This window comes from Flavobacterium sp. ov086, from assembly GCF_900187965.1.
In the GTDB taxonomy this organism is placed as follows: domain Bacteria; phylum Bacteroidota; class Bacteroidia; order Flavobacteriales; family Flavobacteriaceae; genus Flavobacterium.
In genome coordinates this window covers 162110-181215 of sequence record NZ_FZNL01000008.1, presented here as the reverse complement: position 1 = coordinate 181215, position 19106 = coordinate 162110, and the positions used below count along the sequence as shown (strand labels likewise).

Annotated in this window: 22 protein-coding genes; 12 read left to right on the top strand and 10 right to left on the bottom strand. The window is 33.6% G+C overall.

Going from position 1 to position 19106, the window contains the following annotated elements:
• Positions 1-182: 182 nt before the first annotated feature.
• Positions 183-3032, bottom strand: a complete 2850-nt coding sequence (gene gcvP, locus CHB81_RS11290; RefSeq protein WP_089351979.1) for an aminomethyl-transferring glycine dehydrogenase — start codon at positions 3030-3032, stop codon at positions 183-185.
• A gap of 135 nt (positions 3033-3167) precedes the next feature.
• Here gcvP and CHB81_RS11285 point away from each other — a divergent pair, with 135 nt between their 5' ends.
• A complete protein-coding gene (locus CHB81_RS11285) occupies positions 3168-3974 on the top strand; it encodes a hypothetical protein (RefSeq protein ID WP_089351978.1) in 807 nt (268 codons plus the stop codon).
• A 297-nt stretch (positions 3975-4271) separates the two neighbouring features.
• Here CHB81_RS11285 and CHB81_RS11280 read toward each other — a convergent pair whose 3' ends face one another.
• A complete protein-coding gene (locus tag CHB81_RS11280; protein ID WP_089351977.1) occupies positions 4272-4670 on the bottom strand; it encodes a DUF1090 family protein in 399 nt (132 codons plus the stop codon).
• A 282-nt stretch (positions 4671-4952) separates the two neighbouring features.
• Between CHB81_RS11280 and CHB81_RS11275 the strand changes: the two genes are divergently transcribed.
• Positions 4953-5267, top strand: a complete 315-nt coding sequence (locus CHB81_RS11275) for a hypothetical protein (protein ID WP_217899726.1) — start codon at positions 4953-4955, stop codon at positions 5265-5267.
• A 174-nt stretch (positions 5268-5441) separates the two neighbouring features.
• The gene (locus CHB81_RS11270; protein WP_176427520.1) at positions 5442-5996 is read left to right on the top strand and encodes an AidA/PixA family protein; all 555 of its coding nucleotides are present in this window, start codon (positions 5442-5444) and stop codon (positions 5994-5996) included.
• Between the two features lie 10 nt (positions 5997-6006).
• Here CHB81_RS11270 and CHB81_RS11265 read toward each other — a convergent pair whose 3' ends face one another.
• The 8 genes from CHB81_RS11265 to CHB81_RS11225 form a co-directional block, all read right to left on the bottom strand.
• Entirely contained in the window at positions 6007-6468 is a 462-nt protein-coding gene (locus tag CHB81_RS11265; RefSeq protein ID WP_089351974.1) for an SRPBCC family protein, read from the bottom strand.
• Positions 6469-6847: 379 nt separating this feature from the next.
• On the bottom strand, positions 6848-7759 hold the full coding sequence (locus CHB81_RS11255) for a TIGR01777 family oxidoreductase (RefSeq protein WP_089351972.1): 912 nt from the start codon (positions 7757-7759) through the stop codon (positions 6848-6850).
• 117 nt (positions 7760-7876) lie between these two features.
• A complete protein-coding gene (locus tag CHB81_RS11250; RefSeq protein ID WP_089351971.1) occupies positions 7877-8263 on the bottom strand; it encodes a hypothetical protein in 387 nt (128 codons plus the stop codon).
• A gap of 19 nt (positions 8264-8282) precedes the next feature.
• Positions 8283-8630 carry a hypothetical protein gene (locus CHB81_RS11245; RefSeq protein ID WP_089351970.1) on the bottom strand — a complete coding sequence of 116 codons (348 nt, stop codon included), beginning with the start codon at positions 8628-8630 and terminating at the stop codon, positions 8283-8285.
• A gap of 2 nt (positions 8631-8632) precedes the next feature.
• Complete coding sequence (locus CHB81_RS11240; protein WP_089351969.1) at positions 8633-9076, bottom strand: hypothetical protein; 444 nt, start codon at positions 9074-9076, stop codon at positions 8633-8635.
• A 19-nt stretch (positions 9077-9095) separates the two neighbouring features.
• Complete coding sequence (locus tag CHB81_RS11235) at positions 9096-10181, bottom strand: YqjF family protein (protein WP_369597376.1); 1086 nt, start codon at positions 10179-10181, stop codon at positions 9096-9098.
• Between the two features lie 99 nt (positions 10182-10280).
• On the bottom strand, positions 10281-10571 hold the full coding sequence (locus CHB81_RS11230) for a hypothetical protein (protein ID WP_089351968.1): 291 nt from the start codon (positions 10569-10571) through the stop codon (positions 10281-10283).
• A 55-nt stretch (positions 10572-10626) separates the two neighbouring features.
• A complete protein-coding gene (locus CHB81_RS11225) occupies positions 10627-11130 on the bottom strand; it encodes a GbsR/MarR family transcriptional regulator (protein WP_089351967.1) in 504 nt (167 codons plus the stop codon).
• 333 nt (positions 11131-11463) lie between these two features.
• On the opposite strand from CHB81_RS11225, the gene CHB81_RS11220 reads away from it, so the two are divergent.
• The 9 genes from CHB81_RS11220 to CHB81_RS11180 all read left to right on the top strand — a co-directional run bounded on the left by CHB81_RS11220 (position 11464) and on the right by CHB81_RS11180 (position 18997).
• Positions 11464-12117, top strand: a complete 654-nt coding sequence (locus CHB81_RS11220; RefSeq protein ID WP_089351966.1) for a hypothetical protein — start codon at positions 11464-11466, stop codon at positions 12115-12117.
• 91 nt (positions 12118-12208) lie between these two features.
• Entirely contained in the window at positions 12209-12385 is a 177-nt protein-coding gene (locus CHB81_RS11215) for a DUF1843 domain-containing protein (protein WP_089351965.1), read from the top strand.
• 95 nt (positions 12386-12480) lie between these two features.
• Positions 12481-12651 carry a DUF1843 domain-containing protein gene (locus tag CHB81_RS11210; RefSeq protein ID WP_089351964.1) on the top strand — a complete coding sequence of 57 codons (171 nt, stop codon included), beginning with the start codon at positions 12481-12483 and terminating at the stop codon, positions 12649-12651.
• A 79-nt stretch (positions 12652-12730) separates the two neighbouring features.
• On the top strand, positions 12731-14161 hold the full coding sequence (locus CHB81_RS11205) for a radical SAM protein (RefSeq protein WP_089351963.1): 1431 nt from the start codon (positions 12731-12733) through the stop codon (positions 14159-14161).
• 1 nt (position 14162) lies between these two features.
• Complete coding sequence (locus tag CHB81_RS11200; protein ID WP_089351962.1) at positions 14163-14741, top strand: hypothetical protein; 579 nt, start codon at positions 14163-14165, stop codon at positions 14739-14741.
• Positions 14742-14776: 35 nt separating this feature from the next.
• Positions 14777-15589, top strand: a complete 813-nt coding sequence (locus tag CHB81_RS11195; protein WP_089351961.1) for a hypothetical protein — start codon at positions 14777-14779, stop codon at positions 15587-15589.
• A 49-nt stretch (positions 15590-15638) separates the two neighbouring features.
• The gene (locus tag CHB81_RS11190) at positions 15639-16868 is read left to right on the top strand and encodes a hypothetical protein (RefSeq protein ID WP_089351960.1); all 1230 of its coding nucleotides are present in this window, start codon (positions 15639-15641) and stop codon (positions 16866-16868) included.
• A gap of 5 nt (positions 16869-16873) precedes the next feature.
• Positions 16874-17788 (top strand): glycosyltransferase family 2 protein, encoded by a 915-nt coding sequence (locus tag CHB81_RS11185; RefSeq protein WP_089351959.1) that lies wholly within the window; start codon positions 16874-16876, stop codon positions 17786-17788.
• A 12-nt stretch (positions 17789-17800) separates the two neighbouring features.
• Entirely contained in the window at positions 17801-18997 is a 1197-nt protein-coding gene (locus CHB81_RS11180; RefSeq protein ID WP_089351958.1) for an AMP-binding protein, read from the top strand.
• Positions 18998-19106 lie beyond the last annotated feature (109 nt).

Below are 19106 nucleotides of genomic sequence, written 5' to 3'. Positions count from 1 at the left end.
AATAATAATTATTTACAGGATATATTGTTAATTTTTTAATGATTTTTTGGTTTTACCGAGATTTCAAACGTTTGAAATCAATGGTGCCAGAAATTTTTTTTTGACATTTTTTGGGGTTATGGTAAAAAAATACCCGACGAGTTTTTAAAACCAGTCGGGTATAAATATATCTTTAGGAAAAACTATTCTTCCATATAAGCTTCAATAGGAGCACAGCTACAGATTAGGTTTCTATCTCCAAAAGCATCATCAGCTCTTCTAACTGAAGGCCAGAATTTGTTTTCGGCAATATATTCTAATGGGAAAGCAGCTTGTTCTCTTGTATATGGAAATTCCCAAGTTTCAGAAGTTAGCATTGCTAAAGTATGAGGAGAATTTTTCAATACGTTGTTACTGTCTTCGATTGTAGCAGCTTCAATTTCTTTTCTGATAGAAATCATAGCCTCACAAAAACGATCTAATTCTTCTAAGTTTTCACTTTCAGTAGGTTCGATCATTAAAGTTCCTGCAACCGGGAAAGAAACTGTTGGCGCGTGGAAACCGTAATCCATTAAACGTTTTGCGATATCCGTTACTTCGATTCCTTTTTGTTTGAAAGGACGACATTCTAAGATCATTTCGTGAGCTGCACGACCCATTTCTCCAGAATATAAAGTATCGTAGTGTCCGTTTAATTTTTCTTTAATGTAGTTTGCATTAAGGATTGCATGCTCTGTAGCGCTTTTTAATCCATCAGCACCAAGCATCGAAATGTATCCGTAAGAAATTAAACATACTAAAGCAGATCCCCAAGGAGCGGCAGAAATAGCTGTAATTGCAGTTTCTCCTCCTGTTGGAATAACTGGATTTCCTGGTAAGAAAGGAACCAATTGTGGCGCTACGCAAATAGGACCAACACCTGGACCTCCACCACCGTGAGGAATCGCGAATGTTTTGTGTAAGTTCAAGTGACAAACGTCAGCTCCAATTGTAGCAGGATTTGTTAATCCAACCTGAGCGTTCATGTTTGCACCATCCATATAAACTTGTCCACCATTATCGTGGATAATTTTTGTAATTTCTTGAATAGCACTTTCAAAAACTCCGTGAGTAGATGGATAAGTTACCATCAAACAGGAAAGGTTATCTTTATGAAGAATTGCTTTTTCGCGTAAATCTTCAACGTCGATATTTCCGTTTTCAAGAGTTTTAGTAACCACAACTTTCATTCCCGCCATAGCAGCAGAAGCCGGGTTTGTACCGTGCGCAGATGAAGGAATCAAAGCAATGTTTCTATGATCGTCTCCACGAGATTGGTGGTACGCACGAATTACCATAAGTCCTGCATATTCTCCTTGTGCACCTGAGTTAGGTTGCAAAGTCGTTCCTGCAAAACCAGTAATTACATTTAATTGCTGCTCTAATTTTTTCAACATTTCCTGATATCCTTGTGCCTGATCAAGCGGAGCAAATGGGTGAATGTTATTCCAGTTTGGGTTACTTAACGGAAGCATTTCTGCAGCAGCGTTCAATTTCATTGTACAAGAACCTAACGAAATCATCGAGTGATTTAACGCTAAATCTTTACGTTCTAACATTTTGATATAACGCATCAAAGCTGTTTCCGAATGGTATTTGTTGAAAACATCATGCTCTAAGAAAGCAGAAGTTCTGTTTAAAGTTTCTGGGTAATGATTTGTTTCTGTCAATTCAGAAACTGTAGTAGCTTTTAAAGAAAGTGCTGTAGCAAAAATATTGATAATGTCATTTACATCAGAAACGCTAGTAGTTTCGTTTAATGAAATTGAGATTGTATTTTCGTCAGCATAGTAAAAGTTTACTTCGTTTGCTTCTGCAACCTCTTTTACTTTTTTGGCATCAGCTTTAACTAAGATAGTGTCAAAGAAAGCTGAGTTAACTTGCTCTAAACCTAAGTTTTTCAATTCATTTGCCAAAGTTGCAGCCGCAGCATGAACTTTATTAGCAATATATTGTAAACCTTTTGGCCCGTGATAAACCGCATACATACCAGCCATTACAGATAATAAAACCTGAGCCGTACAAATGTTTGAAGTCGCTTTATCACGTTTGATGTGTTGTTCACGAGTTTGCAAAGCCATACGTAAAGCACGGTTTCCGTTAGTATCAATAGTAACACCAATGATACGTCCTGGCATGCTTCGTTTGTATTCTTCTTTAGTTGCAAAATAGGCAGCGTGAGGACCACCGTAACCTAACGGAATTCCGAAACGTTGTGTAGTTCCAACTACAACTGCAGCACCCATTTCTCCCGGAGGGGTTAATTTAGCTAAGCTTAAGATATCAGCCGCAACTGCTACTTTAATTTCGCTTGCAGCCGCTTTTTCAATAAAAGCAGTATAATCGTAAACTTGTCCATATTTTCCAGGGTATTGTAAAATAGCTCCGAAGAATTCTGTAGAGAAGTCAAAAGTTTCATGGTTTCCAATTACTAATTCAACGCCAATTGGTGTTGCACGAGTTTGTAAAACTGAAAGTGTTTGAGGTAAAATTTCTTCAGAAACGAAAAATTTATTTACGTTATTTTTCTTTTGATCGCGGGAACGAACGTCAAGCAACAAAGCCATAGCTTCTGCAGCAGCAGTTCCTTCATCTAATAGAGAAGCATTTGCAATCTCCATTCCTGTTAACTCGATAACAGTAGTTTGGAAATTTAAAATCGCTTCAAGACGACCTTGTGCAATTTCAGCCTGATATGGGGTATAAGCTGTGTACCATCCTGGATTTTCAAAAACATTACGTTGAATTACAGCAGGAACGATTGCCTGATTGTAACCTAGACCAATATATGTTTTAAAAAGTTTATTTTTGTTTCCTAATTGCAGAATATGGTTTGAAAACTCATACTCAGTCATCGCTGGATCTAAGTTTAAAGGTGCTTTTAAACGAATGTCATCTGGAAGGGTTTCATAAACAAGTTGTTCGATCGATTCAACTCCAATGGTTTGTAACATGTGTTGAAGATCTGTTTCTCTTGGACCAATGTGTCTTAAAGCAAAAGCATCTGTTTTCATATAGTTGTAATAGTGTTGTTTTTTTGTCGCGCAAAATTAAGTATTATTAATAATTTAATTGGCATTTTTAACTTCATTTTTTATGAAATTTACAACTAAAGAGTTGATTTGTTAATAATTGATTAGATTTGAGGTATGATAGTATCAAAACGGATATTAGATTTTTACCTGAATAGCAGTATTCATGTGGCTTTATCGTGTTACGCACTCGTGCGAATTACGTTTCATGTGTTTCATATTCAGTATGATGAGCCAATGGCGTTATTTGTTTTTTTTGGAACAATTGTGGGGTATAATTTTGTTAAATACGATGCTTTAGTTCGCGTAAAGAAAAAAACAATAGGAATTCAGCTGAAAATTATTGCCGTTTTGAGTTTTATTTCACTGGTTTTAGTTGGCTATTATTTTTTCCATTTAAAACAAATTACCCAAATTGTCTCTGTCGGAATATTTGCTATAACGGCACTTTATACACTTCCGTTTTTTCCAAATAGAAGAAATGCCCGAAATTGGGCAGGCGTAAAAATTTACATTGTAGCAATTTGTTGGGTAGGAGCAACGCTGGTTTTACCTATAATAAATGCCGAAATTCCTTTTACTCCCAATTTTTTTGTAAAATGTATTCAGCGTTTTGTGTTGGTTTTTGTCTTGATTTTAGTTTTCGAGATAATAGATTTAGCAAATGATGACCCGCATTTACAAACCGTTCCGCAGACTATTGGCGTTAAGCGAACTAAAATCTTAGGTTTTGCATTGATGGTTCCGTTTTGGGTGGTTGGAATTTTGACATTTGATCTTCATGATCTTCTCATCAATTTAATAATGGTAATCACTTTGATGCTTTTTATTGCCTTTGCAAACCCAAATCGCTCTAAATATTATACTTCTTTCTGGGTCGAAAGTGTTCCGATATTTTGGTGGCTTATGATTGTTTTTTTGTAGATAAGCTTCATTCTTCGGGCGTGTTCGCCCCGGGCTATCCGCTTCTATTTCTCACGCAAATCGTAAAAATAAGAAATAAGGTTTTCAAAAGAGAATTATTAATTTTGAATTTCCTCCAGCTTTAGCTCTAGGAATGAAATATAAAATTAGTGGGTTTAGCCAAACCTGATGTTTTTGGCTAAACCCACTTTGAAATGAATTTTAACTTCTAGCTAAAGCTGGAGGCAATTGAAATGAATCTAACTCATTTATAAAATCCGTTAAATCTGTAAAATCTGCGAGAAAAAACTAAATAATCTATTTCGTTTTTTGTTCCGCCAAAGCTTTATTCAAGTCAGCCTTAGCTTCGTCTAATTTCTTTCTTTTCTTGTCGATTTTTTCTTTGCTTTCGTTATCCTTAATAGCTTTGTTCAAATCGTTAGTTCTTTCCGTAACTTTTTGTTGTTTTTCTTTTACTTTTTTGTCAAGATCAGTAGCAACTGTTTTTGTGGTACAGTTCTTTTTAGTTTGAGCTATAGCATTTTCAACTCCTTTTATTTGATTTTGATTGCCGGCTTTTTTAGCAGAAGTTAGTTTGATATTTAATTCACATAATTTTCTTTCGCAGCCTTTAAGATCTTTACAATTACTTTGTGAAAATCCGATAAAAGAAATGGCGAAAAATGCTATCGATAAAATTTTAGTCTTTATTGTCATAATTTTAATTTTTAATAATTTCGGATATATTTTTCGAAAATAGGGATAATTTCTGACTTTTTAATCCTTCTTCAATCGATTTAAGTTCAGTTTAACTTTTGAGATAATATCTTTTATTCTGATAATTATTAAAACTATATTTGAAAATAAATATACCACATGGAAAAACAAGTTTCTTTTTTTGGATTCAAATTCACGAACTTACAGTTCATTATATTCTTTTTTTGCTGGATGTTTTTCCTGGGTTTTGTTTGGCCGCTAATTATAGGATCTTACCTTTTTATGTCCATTTTTGTTTGTGGATTTTCCGTTATTTTCGCTGGTATTTTCAACAGATTAGTGGCATTGGTGATTTTGGCATTGGCTTTTATAAATGGATCACTTGTCCGATTCTATCAGAAATTCATGTTGGTTGTTATAGCTATTTTTGCCACATTGATTTATAATATCTGGATTCCCATGAATTTCTGGATTTATATGGCACATCTTACAATTAATATTTTTTCTATCTTTTTAATGTATAGAATGTTTTATAAAAGAAACAGTCAGGATGCATTAGATGAAGTTATTATTTTTGACGATCAGGATAATGATTGAGTTTTAAACTAAAGTAAATCTGTTTCTGAAACTCTTTTCAAAACCTTATTTGTTTCCTCCAAAATTTCACGACTTGTTTTATTTGTGTTATGACATGAAACTTGCTTTTTGTGGCATTTCTTTTAAGCAATTTTGATGTTTAATCTAGTTTTGATATATAAAAATACATATATCATGAATGAAAATTTAAAATTTAGTCCTGAAACTATCGATGTTCTTTTTGTAATAAATGCTGAATATATTAAGAAAAATTATCCTCGAAATACAGATCCTAATAAAGCTCAAAAAGTAGATCACAATGGCAACCATTTGATTGTTTATAATCCAAGAGAAATTATCTCAGTGCAGGGAACAGCAGATGTAAGTCTAAAAACAAAAATTGCAGATGATTTTTATTTTAGGGCTACCACAATTCAACAAAATTGTGAGGAATCCAAAATGCTAATGTACAAAGTTGAGCATGGAGGTGGAAACATAATCTTTACACCATTTGGACAGTATTTTACCAAAATTAAAGCTGCACATCCTAATCCAGATTCATATAATTATTTGCCTCCAGTTTTTAAAGAAGAGAATTCAGCTTGCTATAGTACTAAAATAAGGTACGAAGGAACAGAAGATGTTTTTGTGTATTTTGCACTTTATATTCTTAATGATAAATTCGATTCTCATGAGTTATATGGTTATTATTATTGGGATCCAAAATTCACAGTTGAGTTTATTAAGTAGAGAACCCAAATCAGGAAATTGCGATATTCATTGATACTTCTTTCAAAACTTTATTTCGTTCCAGAAGAAAGTTGGTAAGATGTTTTTCTAAAAATAAAATGTCAAAAAGTTCCCCGAAGATTCCACACGGAGTTTCATATTGCAATTTGTCTTTCATAATTGTGATGCCGTTCTCTTCTTCAAAAAAATGTTCGTGTTTGAACGATTTGAATTTTCCTTTTTCCATTTCATCTACAAAATAATCGTAGAAATCCATTGCGGTAATTCTGCTTTTATGAGTGAGATAAAAACCAAAATGTTTGCCACGCCAGGTTACCGTTTCGTTTAAATTGATCAAACCTGATTTTACGCCTGCAATTGCTTTTTCTTTTGAAGGACTTGCAGATTGCTGATGAATATCAATATTTCTTGAAGCATCAAAGACGATTTGTTTTGGTGCTTTTATTTTTGTTGTGAGGTGAATAGTTGTCATGATTCGGTTTCATTTTTAAAATACATTGTAAAAAATATTCCTGCTATAATCGATGAAATTGAATAAGATATGGCAAGGTCAAACCACACAATTCCATTGATGAGCGCTGTTGTTATAAAAACGCCAATTATTACAATTGTGACTAGAATTATTCTTTCATAAATCATTTTTATGTTTTTAAAAAGGAGAAAAATCAACATATAAAAAATATAAGTTGGCAATGAAAAAAGCAATCCTAGTATTATTGCAAATGGATAGAGTTGAAAAAAGCCATAAAAATTGTTTGCACTCCAATTAGATGTAAATCCATTTATTATAGCGAAAATAATTGGTCCGCATAATAATGTGAATATCCAATGTCTTAACATCAAAATCGTATTCATTTATTTAATAATTTTTTAAAAGCCTCGTCAATGTTTCCAAACTTAAATTTAAATCCATTTTCTAAAAGTCGTTTCGGAATCACATTTCTGCTTTTCAAAACCAATTCGGGTTCTGTTCGAATGAAAAAAGATCCAATTTTCAATAAGAAAGTATTCATCGGAATACCAAAAGGAAAACCAATTGCTTTTCGGAGTTTTTGCATGAAATCAACATTAGAAACAGGTTTAGGAGAAACAATATTTATAACGCCGGTTATTTCTTTTTGAACGATAAAGTCAATTGCATTTGCAAAATCTTCTTCATGAATCCAACTTACAAACTGATTTCCTTTTCCTTGTTTTCCTCCAAAACCAATTTTTGCCAAAGTTTTAAGCGGAATAAAAGCGCCGCCTTTTTTGCCAAGAACAATTGAAGTTCTTAAAGCAGTTTTTAATGTATTTGGAGTTTCGGTTTTAAAGAATGCTTTTTCCCAAGATAGCGCGACGTTTATAGAAAAATCATTTCCAATTTCGCCATTAACTTCGTCCATTTCTTTATCCAAAGAAAAACGATAAATAGTAGAAGTTGACGAATTCAGCCAATGTTTTGGAGGATTTTTGCAGTTTAAGACGGCTTGGTTTAAAACCTTTGTACTTTCAATTCGGGATAATAGAATTTCTTTTTTGTTTTCTTTGGTATAACGGCAATCAACAGATTTTCCTGCGAGATTAATTAAAACCGTTGCGTTTTCTAATTCCTTTTCCCAACCCGAAAAAGTCTTTGCATTCCAGTTTACATATTTAATTCCGTCAATAGTTTGAGATTTTCCTCGAGTTAGAATTACAATTTCTTCAAATTTATTTTTGAAATGATTGACCAAAACTTGTCCTAGAAAACCAGTTCCGGCTGCGATTATGAGTTTTTTCATTGTGTTTTTTTTTAGCCACGAATTACGCGAATTACGCGAATTTTTAAATGTGTAAAATCTGCTTCAAATATTAATTCGTGATAATTCGTGCAATTCGTGGCAAAACTTTTAAGTAAATTATGCTTTAAAAACTAATCTTTCTTCTTGTTGCGCTTCTTTAGCTTTTCTTTTTCCTCTGAAGAAGAAATATAAATTGAAGAATAACATTATACCAAGATAAATTGAAAATCCACCAATTTTATAGCTTAATCTTTCAATTAATTGCTGATAGCTGTCCTGGCTTAACTGAAGTTCTAAGATCATTAAGGCAAAGCCAATATTTAAAAGATAGAATCCCGTTTCAAAAAGTTTATTGGTTGCTTCTGCAATTTCTTCTCGTCCTTTGAAGATGTCCAGCATAAAGATTTTTCCGTTTTTGAAAAGCGTTTTAGAAACGTAATATGTAAGAAATAAAGCGATTGGTAAATAGATTCCGTAACCAATTAAGATTTTTGTAGTTTCCATGATATTTAAATTTAAAGTGTTATTTGATTAATTTTTGAATGTACTTGGTTAATATAATTATGTTGAGGTAATGTAATATTGAAATGATAAAAATGATAATTGCCGTTTTTATTCCGATAGTTTCGACAAGATTGGCGAACGATTGTATTTTTTGCCAGGAAATTAAAGTCATCGCGCAATAACCAATATTTAGAAGATAATAGGCTAAAAGCAAAACCTGATTAATTTTCTGGCAGATATCAGCGTGATTGGGAATCAATTCCAGAACATAAATGTTTCCGTTTCTGTAGCATATTTTTCCAACTTTTAAAATGATGAAAATCGTAATGCCGAGATAAATAAAATATCCAATGATGTTGAGATTCATGATTAAAGTAGTTTATAATGTCCAATTAAGTTATAAAGAAACAATGCTGAATTTACGGTTGCAAACAATACAAATAGTGTATTCATAAAGTAACTTCCTACTTTGAAAATTAATTTTTGAGGAATTTGATACATCGGATAATAAGCAATTTGAGTCGCAACTTTTCCAACCCAATACAAAGCAATTAATCCAGTTAATGCAACCGCTAAAGCTGATTGTTCTTTTAACTCGTTTGTAAATAGAATTGCGATTAATCCAAAACAAAAGTTTAATCCCTGAATGTATCTTCCATAGGTTTTTGCGATTTCCTGATTAAGTGGTTTAAGTTGTTTTACATCATTATACCAATCAAAAACCTGATGACGAATGTATGGATAGATAAGAGCTGTAAATATTTGGCCTATTCCACTTAGAATTATTAACCAATTTGGTATAGCTGCATTCATGATTTTTGCGTTTTATAAATTAATAACTATTAATTGTAGCGGTAAGATTCTCTTGAATTTGTATTTCTGCCAATTTGCATTTGTTCTTTACTTCAATTGCAGATCCTTTTGCAAGGAAAATTGAAGTTGGAATAGTAGTTTCTAAAAACTCAAAGTCGTTACCATAATTTCCCAGAAAATCAACATCAATTTTATGATTTAGAACTTTAAATTGTTCCCATCTCGGATGTTGAACTTCATACTCAAAAGTGTTTTCTTCGTCAATTTTGGTATAACCAAAATAATGTTCTGTTATGAATTCAGCTTCAGAATCTACTTCAATTTCTGTTGGTTTTTTCTCCGTTTCTAACTCAATTGTATTCCACTGTTCCTTGTTTTTCCATTGATAAACAAAAGTTTGTGTGGTACCATCTTCAATAATTTTATGGTTCATTTTCTGAGTTTCATAATGTTCCTGATATAAAGTGTTGGCAATAAAAGTGATTGCTTTTTTTGGAACAATTTCTTTGATGAAAACTACGCCACGTTTCCATTCTCCGTTTTCAAAACGTTTTACGTAGAACCTTAAATTGACTTCTTCAAAATTTACATGAAACGGAATTTTTACTCCCAAAACTTTTGTGTTTTTAAACATGAAACCAACCAGACTTACATAACATTTGTTGTTCCACAAATCTATTTCAGTACCAACGGGAATATATTTTTCTAAAATTTTAGCATCAACTTCATAATTGAAAAGTGCTAAGTTTCTCCATTCTGCATTTAGAAATGAATCAGAAGTAATATTTGCTGTTAGAAAATAAAAGTAAGTTGCTATTAACATTGGAAAAAGAAAAATAATAAGAAAATTTCCTAAAACATTTTCTAGCGTATAACTGCATAGAATTAAGATAAAAGCTGTAAAAACTAAAAGCCAATAAAGTAGAATTTTTCTCTTTTTTTCTTTGCTGAGTTCTTTCATTTTTGTAAGCAAAATAATTCCTATCGTTATTTGTACAATTCCTAAAACGATTTGAAATAACATTCCAAAGTATACCAAAAGGTAAAGCCCGAGAGTTGTGAAGTAAAATATTTTGTTGATTTTATGTAAGGTTGTAAAGGTCATGATTTAGTTATTTTTAAACTTTCAGTAATAAAAAAAGGAAAGTTTTGATTGAATTTTATTTTGATGAAATAATTGCTGCTAATTTTTTTTATTCTGCTTTTAAGAAGTTGATAATTTCGCTTTTTGATGGTATATAATTATGGTTAGGAAAAATATTAGATAAATAGGAATTACGAATAGCCAGCCAAAGCCACCATCCCAAAACGAAAAAAAGAGAATTACTAAAGCAAAATAGATATAAATTAATTTGTTTTTTGGGAAGATTAAAACAAATAAAATTGCTGCCAAAACTTGTAAACCGCCAGTAAAAGGTAAACCGTAACCGCCAAATAATACAAACATAAGTGCCGCTATATTTATGATCTCGATTATTTTGAATATTGTTTTCATGTTTATTGATTGTTTTAAACTTTCAGAAAAAAATGAAAGTTTTAATTAAATTTTTTTATTTCATGATTTTTAGAACCAAACGTCCCAACCAGTTTTCATTGAATTCTGTCATTTTATCTAACATATTATCAGCTTTTAAAACAAAGTCATACAATTTAGTAGTTTGATCTACAAAGTGTTTTTCTTCAGCAGAATCTTTTGCTTCTATAGTCGAAACTTCTTTTAAAATTTTAAGAGCAGGTTTAATTTCTCTTTTACTTCTTTCTCTTGCAATTTTAGAAGCCAATTCGTCAAGATCTTTTTCGGCAGTAAAAAACTCTCTTCTTTCTCCCGCCTTATATTCTTTATAGACAATTCCCCAATCCATTAGAGCTCTAAGATTCATGCTGGCATTTCCGCGCGAAATTTGCAATTCGTCCATAATGTCTTCCATAGAAACAGCTTCGTTTGAGACCATTAATAAAGCATGGATTTGCGCCATGGTTTTATTAATTCCCCATTGAGAACCTAATGCTCCCCAGGTTTGTACAAACTTATTTTTTGCTTCTTTGAATTCCATGAAACAAATGTAAGTAAAAGTTTTTAAACTTTCAAAAATAAATGAAAGTTTATTTAATGAGTTTTTTTTAAGAATTATCTTATGTCATGTTTTTAGTGTCTTATGACAGATAATTCTCATCTTATTACATTTTTTTTCTTACATCTTCCTATCTAAAATAGCTTTGATATAGAAAATTAAAGAAAAATTAGTTTTCTAAATCGCTCATTATCAAGTGATGAGTAAAAAATGAAAGAGTGGAGCAGAACCCACTGAAAAAACGAACTGTTTCGCACAGTTAAAGGCGAAGGCGGATCTGAAAAGCCTCATGAGTAGGACCAAAAATTAATTATCATGCAAGCAATACCAGTAAAAGTAAAAAATGTAAATGTGTATCCGTATATCGATTGGAATGGTGGGGGCGTTGGACCCGTTATTCTTCCGGTTGTGGAAGGAGCCAGCGGAACCTACGCTGTTGGTACACTTATCAGGTCAGTATTCTACAATCTAGATTTACAGACTAAAAATTCTAAACTTGGCATACACCAGAAGTATGTAGCAATTGGAGAGACAGAAGATGGTACTCCATTTACAACTCCGTGGATGTATAGTACAAATGTAACTAACGAAGCAGAGTTTGGCAGAACTATAACACTTAATCAGCCAAATTCAGAAGCGATTAGCGCAGTAAGTGTACCGCCTTATATCACACTTGGCCCTCTAACTGATATTACTGTTTCTCAGCTATTTCCTGCACCGGCAATAGGAGAGAGACTGTTAATTGAAAATGGTTCAGGTAATGTTATTGCAACCAGAACAGGTACGCCTCACGAAATGGGAGTTGAGGTAATCAGCGGTAATCGTTCAGGAAAATTAGTGGTTGGGATGAAAAATATCATCATTTCAGGAAAAAACAAAGAAGGAAAAACAGTCACTTTTGGGCATTTAACTTGTTTGAATCCAAATGAGCCTGCGATTTTTCTGCATCAATTTGGTTCGAATGAGTAAAGAAAGAGGGATATCTCTTGTATAGAAAAGCATTTTTTATAAAAGAGATATCCTTTTTACAAATAAGTAATAACCGCTAAAAACAACAACTATGGGAGTAATTATGCCTTATGGTGTCGCTATCAGAGAAGCTATAGCTTCAAACGATCTGACTAAAATGCAGGCTATTGCCGAGCAAGCCAAAAAAACAATAAAAGACCAGGGAGATCTGGGTGGTGCTTTGTTAGAATTGCTGGATGCGATAGACGCTCTAAAAAATAAAAAATAATAGAGCCCTCTAAAAACAAACTGACTTGTACAGTAAAACAAGGGTGTAGCTGAAAAACCTTAAGAGTAGGACTAAAAAACAAAAAACAAACTATTATGGGAGTAACAATGCTTTACGCAGCAGGAATCAGAGAGGCGATCGCTTCGAATGATTTAGAAAAAATGAAGGCAGTAGCCGAACAGGCGAAACAAACTGTAAGAGAACAAAAAGATTTACACGCAGCGTTGTTAGAATTGCTAGAAGCAATCGACACTTTTAGAAAGTAATCTTTACAAAAGACGGTTTATCAAGTTTTACTTCTTAAACCGTCTTTTAATTAATTGTCAAACCGTAAACAAAACTAAGATGGATACTATTAAGACCTCAACACGATACAGAGTAAGAGATGATTACAAAACTGCCACCCCCGTTCATGTAGTATGGGAAATAACATTAGCCTGTAATCTGAAATGCTCGCATTGCGGATCCAGAGCCGGAAAGGTAAGGCCGGGTGAATTAACGACGGAACAATGTTTTGGTGTTATTGATAGTCTTAAACGTCTTGGCACCAGAGAAATTACTATTATTGGAGGAGAAGCTTTTTTAAGAAAAGACTGGCTCGAAATTATTGAAAGAATACACCAAAGCGGAATCGAATGCTCGATGCAGTCCGGTGCTTACAATTTAACCGAAGAGCGAATTGTTGATGCGAAAAAAGCAGGAATACGAAATATTGGTGTTTCTATCGACGGAATGCCGGAAACTCACAATAAAATACGAGGAAGAAGAGATTCTTTCGAACACGTAATAAATTGTCTGCAACTGCTTAAAAAACACAATATACCATCTAGTGTGAATACTGTAATTACTAAAAGGAGTAAAAATGAGCTGAATGAATTACTGGATGTTTTAATTGAAAATGGAGTGAAAAACTGGCAAATACAGCTTGCTGTTGCCATGGGAAATGCCGTTGACAATTCGGAAGAATTGATAGTGCAGCCTTATGAATTAAATGATTTTTATGACAATCTCATTGTCATTTATCGTAAAGCCTTAGTGAATAATGTGTTGATACAGGCAGGAAATAACATTGGTTATTTTGGGCCGTACGAACATATCTGGAGACAGGGTAATGAAAAATATTATACAGGATGTTCCGCAGGACATACAGGACTAGGAATTGAAGCCGACGGAAAAATTAAAGGCTGTCCGTCATTACCAACGAGTGTGTACACAGGAGGTAATGTAAAAGACATGAAGCTAGAGGATATCTGGAAATACAGCGAAGAGATGGTTTTCTCCAGATATAGAAATAAAGAAGAGTTATGGGGAGGCTGCAAAGGCTGCTATTACGAATCTTCTTGTCTGGCAGGCTGTACCTGGACAAGTCACGTGTTGTTTGGTAAAAGAGGGAACAATCCTTTTTGCCACCATCGCGCTCTCGAGTTAAAAAAGAAAGGACTTAGAGAAAGAATAAGAAAAACACAAGAAGCACCGGGTCTCTCTTTTGATATTGGGCTTTTTGAAATCATAGTTGAAAATGAAAAAGGAGAAATTGTAGAAATACAATCCCCTAACGATACTCCTGTAATTCCACCATCAGACCATACAGACAGAGTTCCGAGAATACCAAAAGCACTGAAGTTATGCAATGGCTGTGACAATTACGTCTATGAAGAAGAACATACTTGTACTTTTTGCAATGCTGACATTGAAAAGGTAAATAACGAATATGCTGTTAAGATGGAAAAAGCAAAACGCTCATTGGAAAAATTAGAACTGTTAATGATGAAATAATATGGAGCAGTTAAAAAATATTCAATCTGAAATTGATCAGCATTCACATCATATTGAAGAAGGTTTAAGCCTTTCGGATATTACCATTAAGTACGGTCTGAATTCTTACCGGTATGGATCTTCCAGTTTTTTGGATGATCTTTTTGATCCTATTCCAATCACAGACAAAACAGTGTTTTATGATTTAGGCTCAGGCTATGGAAATATCATTTTATATGGAGCTGTAAAATATCCGGATGCTCAGTTTATAGGAATTGAAATTCTCGAAGAACGAAACAAAGTTTGTGTTGATTTAATCGAAAAAGAAGGAATCACAAATGGTAGGGCAATTTCAGGCGATATCTTAAAGACTGATGTTTCCGATGGGAATGTTTTTTATCTGTACAATCCTCTTTACGATTTTCAATATGCGGCTTTATTGGATAAACTATATCAGATCTCTTTAAACAAGACGATTATTGTAATTGCCGAGTCCCGCTGCATCTTTTTTGATGAGGCCCAATGGTTAGAACAATATCATTTTAAAGACATTGATGTGATCCGGAAAATTAAATATTACCGCTCTAAATCTGCTAAATAAATCAAAATCAATAAATAATCTAAAATTAAAAAGTTATGGCTAGTTTAAGTTCAATTATTCTTCCGGTTCTTGAAGGAATGGAAGAATCACATTTAAAAGATCAATTATTAAAATTCCTTCCAAATCAGGAAGAGGCATTTTCAAAAATTGAAAAAAGTTTCAATCAATTGACCTCGAAAGTTCAGGATAAAGAGCGTTTACAGCGTTTTTTTCACAGTTGGAGCCAAACTAATAACAGTGCAATGACCGTTTCCGGAATTAGCAACCGCATGACCATGCTGGTTCATAAAAACCAATCTATTGCAGACGAAAAAGCACTATTGCAGTCCATCACCAGTTTAAACCGAATTGTTGATGAAGATCTGGCGGTTGTTGGGAGAATTTTGCATTCGCAGTTATTTTATACTATGGCAACTACGATTTGTACAAATGATGACTGGCTTTCACGCCGATATTTAAATCAAAGTGCTTGTGATTTTAAAGCTTGGAAAGATCAAAACTCGCTTCGAAATAAAGACATCATGATCGCTTTATTGACCACTTTGATACATGAAATTTATACGCATGGCGAAGTGGAATTGATATTGCCAAAATTCCAATCCTGGCTGGCAAACGATTATGGTTTCACTGAAGAAGAAAGTGATAAAACACTGGCCTGGATAAGCGTTCATTGTGGTCCAACAGAGAAAAACCATTTCTTCTTTGCCGTTAATTCTATTTTCCACTATGCAAAAGCAATGAATGTTGACCTTGAAGCGTATGATTTAGAATCAATTGTTAACGACTATTTAGCTAAGAAATCGGCTGTTATGGTGGATCTTATGGAAGTGGAAGAATTGAGTTTTTAAATCCATATACCAACAATAATTATTACAAAGAAATAAACTTCTACGCAGTATGTCAAAAATTAAATTGCAACAAAACCAGACTGATAAACAAGAAAAGTGGGATCAGTTGTTTTTTCAATATTTTAAGAAAGGTACAGTATTAGGCAGAGATTCTTTTGCTAATTCTTCTGTAATTCTGTCTGCGGAATATAGCGGGCAAATGAATCGCTTATGTACTGTTTTAAACAAAGCCTGTAAAGCAATTGTTTTGAATTATTTTGAAGACGACAGAATTCGGAACTATTATCAACTGGATAATGACCTTGAAGCTTTATTGAGAAAAAGTAATAGCCAAATATACAATCAGGGTTTTTACCGCCCTGATTTTTTATATGACAAAAATGATCAGCCAAAAATCTGCGAAATAGGAGCTCGATATCCGTTAAACGGCTGGATGATTAGTTATTATGCGCAATTGATGAACAATCAGACCAATACTTCTGAAGGCAGTTTAAATACCAGAGATACGGCTTTAGAAAATCTTGTTAACGATATATACCATCAGTTTGCTCCACATAAAAAAGTAGCACTTATTCATGATGATGAAAAGGGAAGCGATATTTTCAATCTTCAAAGGGAATTAGCAAAACTAAAAATTGAACTAATTTCTGCAAGACCTCAGGATCTAATCGTTTCAGATAATTCAATACAGGTAAACGGAATACCAGTTTTGCAATTTATACTGGAAATGGATCGCGAAGAACTGAAAAAAATAAGTCCGGATGTGTTGGATAAGCTAATCGAAGAAAACTGCTATTTCAATGATATTCGAACTTTAATTTTAATCCATGATAAAAGGGTTTTGGCGGTAATGTACGATGCACAAATCATGCTCGATTATTTGAGTGAAGAGGATTATGGCTTTTTGCAGGATTATCTCATCCCAAGTTTTGTGATTACTGATCCTGCCGGTTGTGATGCCTTTATCAATTCTGAAGAGAATTTGATCTTAAAATTAAACAGCGGAGGACGAGGAATTGGAGCCTATGTGAAAAATGATTGCACAACCGAAGACTGGAATACTATTATCAAAGAAAATTGGAATAAATACATGATTCAGCATTTTGTAGACCAAAAAGAATTTAACGATGTCCAGAATAATCGTCAGATTTATTTAGTGGGGATGTTGTTGTGTAAACATGACAAAACGTATGGATCCGGGATATTTCGAGGCTCAGATGAGTCTGTTGTAAATGTACACCAGGGAAGAGCTTTGATTTATCCAATAGTAGCACAATAAAAAATATGAAACATACAGTTGTTATACCTCTTTATAATAAGGAAGCCTACATCTTTGATACGATTAAGTCCTTGGCTTTTCAGGAAAAAAAAGCGGCGCAAATTATTATTGTAGATGATTTTAGTTCAGACCAGAGCCTGATTAATTTAAAAGATTCCTTGTCCTTTTTTGCCCCACAGTTTTTACAAACAGACATTCAGATCATTGAATTAAAAGAAAACAAAGGTCCGGGCAATGCGAGAAACACGGGGATAGAACTGGCAACTGGAGATATTATAAGTTTTTTGGATGCAGACGATTGTTACATTTCTTCTTGTTTAAGCGATGTTAATGCTATTATGGAGCAGGAGAAAATAGACGTTTTGATTCTTGGAATTGTATTGATTCCTTCCAATTATTATTTGCCCAAGATCAAATCGTTTGAAAAAGAATTGATTTCCCTTTCTAATGATCTGTTTTTAATACCGGATCCGTTGCACACCGTTAGTGCTCCGGATTTTATTATGGGAGTCGGCAGTAATGTGGTAATTCGAAAAAAATACCTGAAAAACATTCGCTATGAGACTGATGTTTCCTTAAATGAAGGAATTGATTTTTGGTATCGTGTTTTAAAAAATATACCTCCACAGTCCCGTGTTGGATTATTGAATAAAGCTTCCATCGAAGTAAGAGAGGTTGAAGGCAGTTTGTCCCGCATTAGCTATTCGAATTGGAAAGAATTGGAGATTCCTGTTTCAATAAAAAGATATTATAAAAGTACAAATCGGTACGATCAGCAATTAATGGGAATGTTGTCGCAGCGATGGCTGTCACACGCAATGAAGCGATTACCGTCGTGGAAGGAAAAGGCTCTGTTTCTTTTCAAGCATCACAGACTCTTAGTTAAAAACAGTTACTATTTAAAAAAACGAAGTAAATAAAAACGCCCTGTCATGTATCCAGTTTGTATCCCCGCAAAAATAGACCACTCCGAATTTCAAAATTATTTTGAATTAGCAAAACAAAATCCTTTGTATGTCGAATTCTATAAAGGAAATGATTTTGCAGCCGGAGCTCCCATGTTAAGCAAAAAAGAATTAATGCCAATTTTAGATACAAAGTTTAAACTTCAGAATGAAAAAACGGGTGTGTATTTGGTGCGCTCCGGCGGAAGTACCCAAAAGCCTTTGGTTTTTCCGGTAGACATTCAGGAAAATCATAATCAGCGGCTAGCACTGGCAGAGGAACTCACCCGAAGCCATTTTTTTACTTCCAAAACAATTGCCCTGAACATTTTTGGTTATTCCGATATGTATCGCACGGCAGCTATTATGGATGATATTTTAGAAAAATGCCAGGCCACGACTTTAGCATTAAGTTCGCATGCCAGTTATACCGACATGCAACAAGCAACCAAACATTTTAAACCGGATTTTATATTTGGCACTCCTTCAAAATTATTATGTTTTGCAAAGTTCTTAGAAGAGAACAATACTAAAGTAGAAATAGAAAATTTATTTTATGCGGGCGAGTTTTTAAGACCTAAAACACAAGAATTTTTACAAAAAACATTCGGTTCTCAAAATGTTTATTCCATGTATGGCTCTGCCGAAACCGGAATCTGGGCCTGGTCAAATTGCAGTAAAAATCCATCCTTGTTTTCCGTGATTAAAGGCATTATAGTCGAAATCATGAATCCAGATGAAAACGGATATGGTACCATTGCAGTTACCAATACTTATCGTAAAAGATTTCCAGTTTTTAGATATGCAATAGGCGACTTGGGCCGATGGGTCGATTTTGATGGGAAATCTTTTCTGGAATTAAAATCCAGAGAGTCGAAGTCTTTTATTACCTGTGAACTACACCACGATTTAGATAAGTTTTTTTCTTTAGCAAGTGAAGCTGACGCTTTTCAGATTCAATTGTCGACTAATGAATTTTTTAAGGATGTGGTTCGATTTTTAATGGTACAAAATGTGGCTGAAGATAAAAGGCAGGAATTCATTAAGGAAAAATGTGCCGAGCTGAAAAGACTATTGAATGACGCAGAAGATTGTGTAGAAGCCGATGTTTTGCTGGTTACAGCTGCTGAATTGTATATCGATCCCAATACGACTAAGACACCTTTACTGTTAGATTTGAGATAATGGTTTTTTAGAAAGCGATATTCTTATTCGGTTCTAAAAAAAAGTTTTATTTCATTGATTATCCGTCTTATGGGTGAAAATGTCAGCCTCGTGACATTTTTTTACCGAA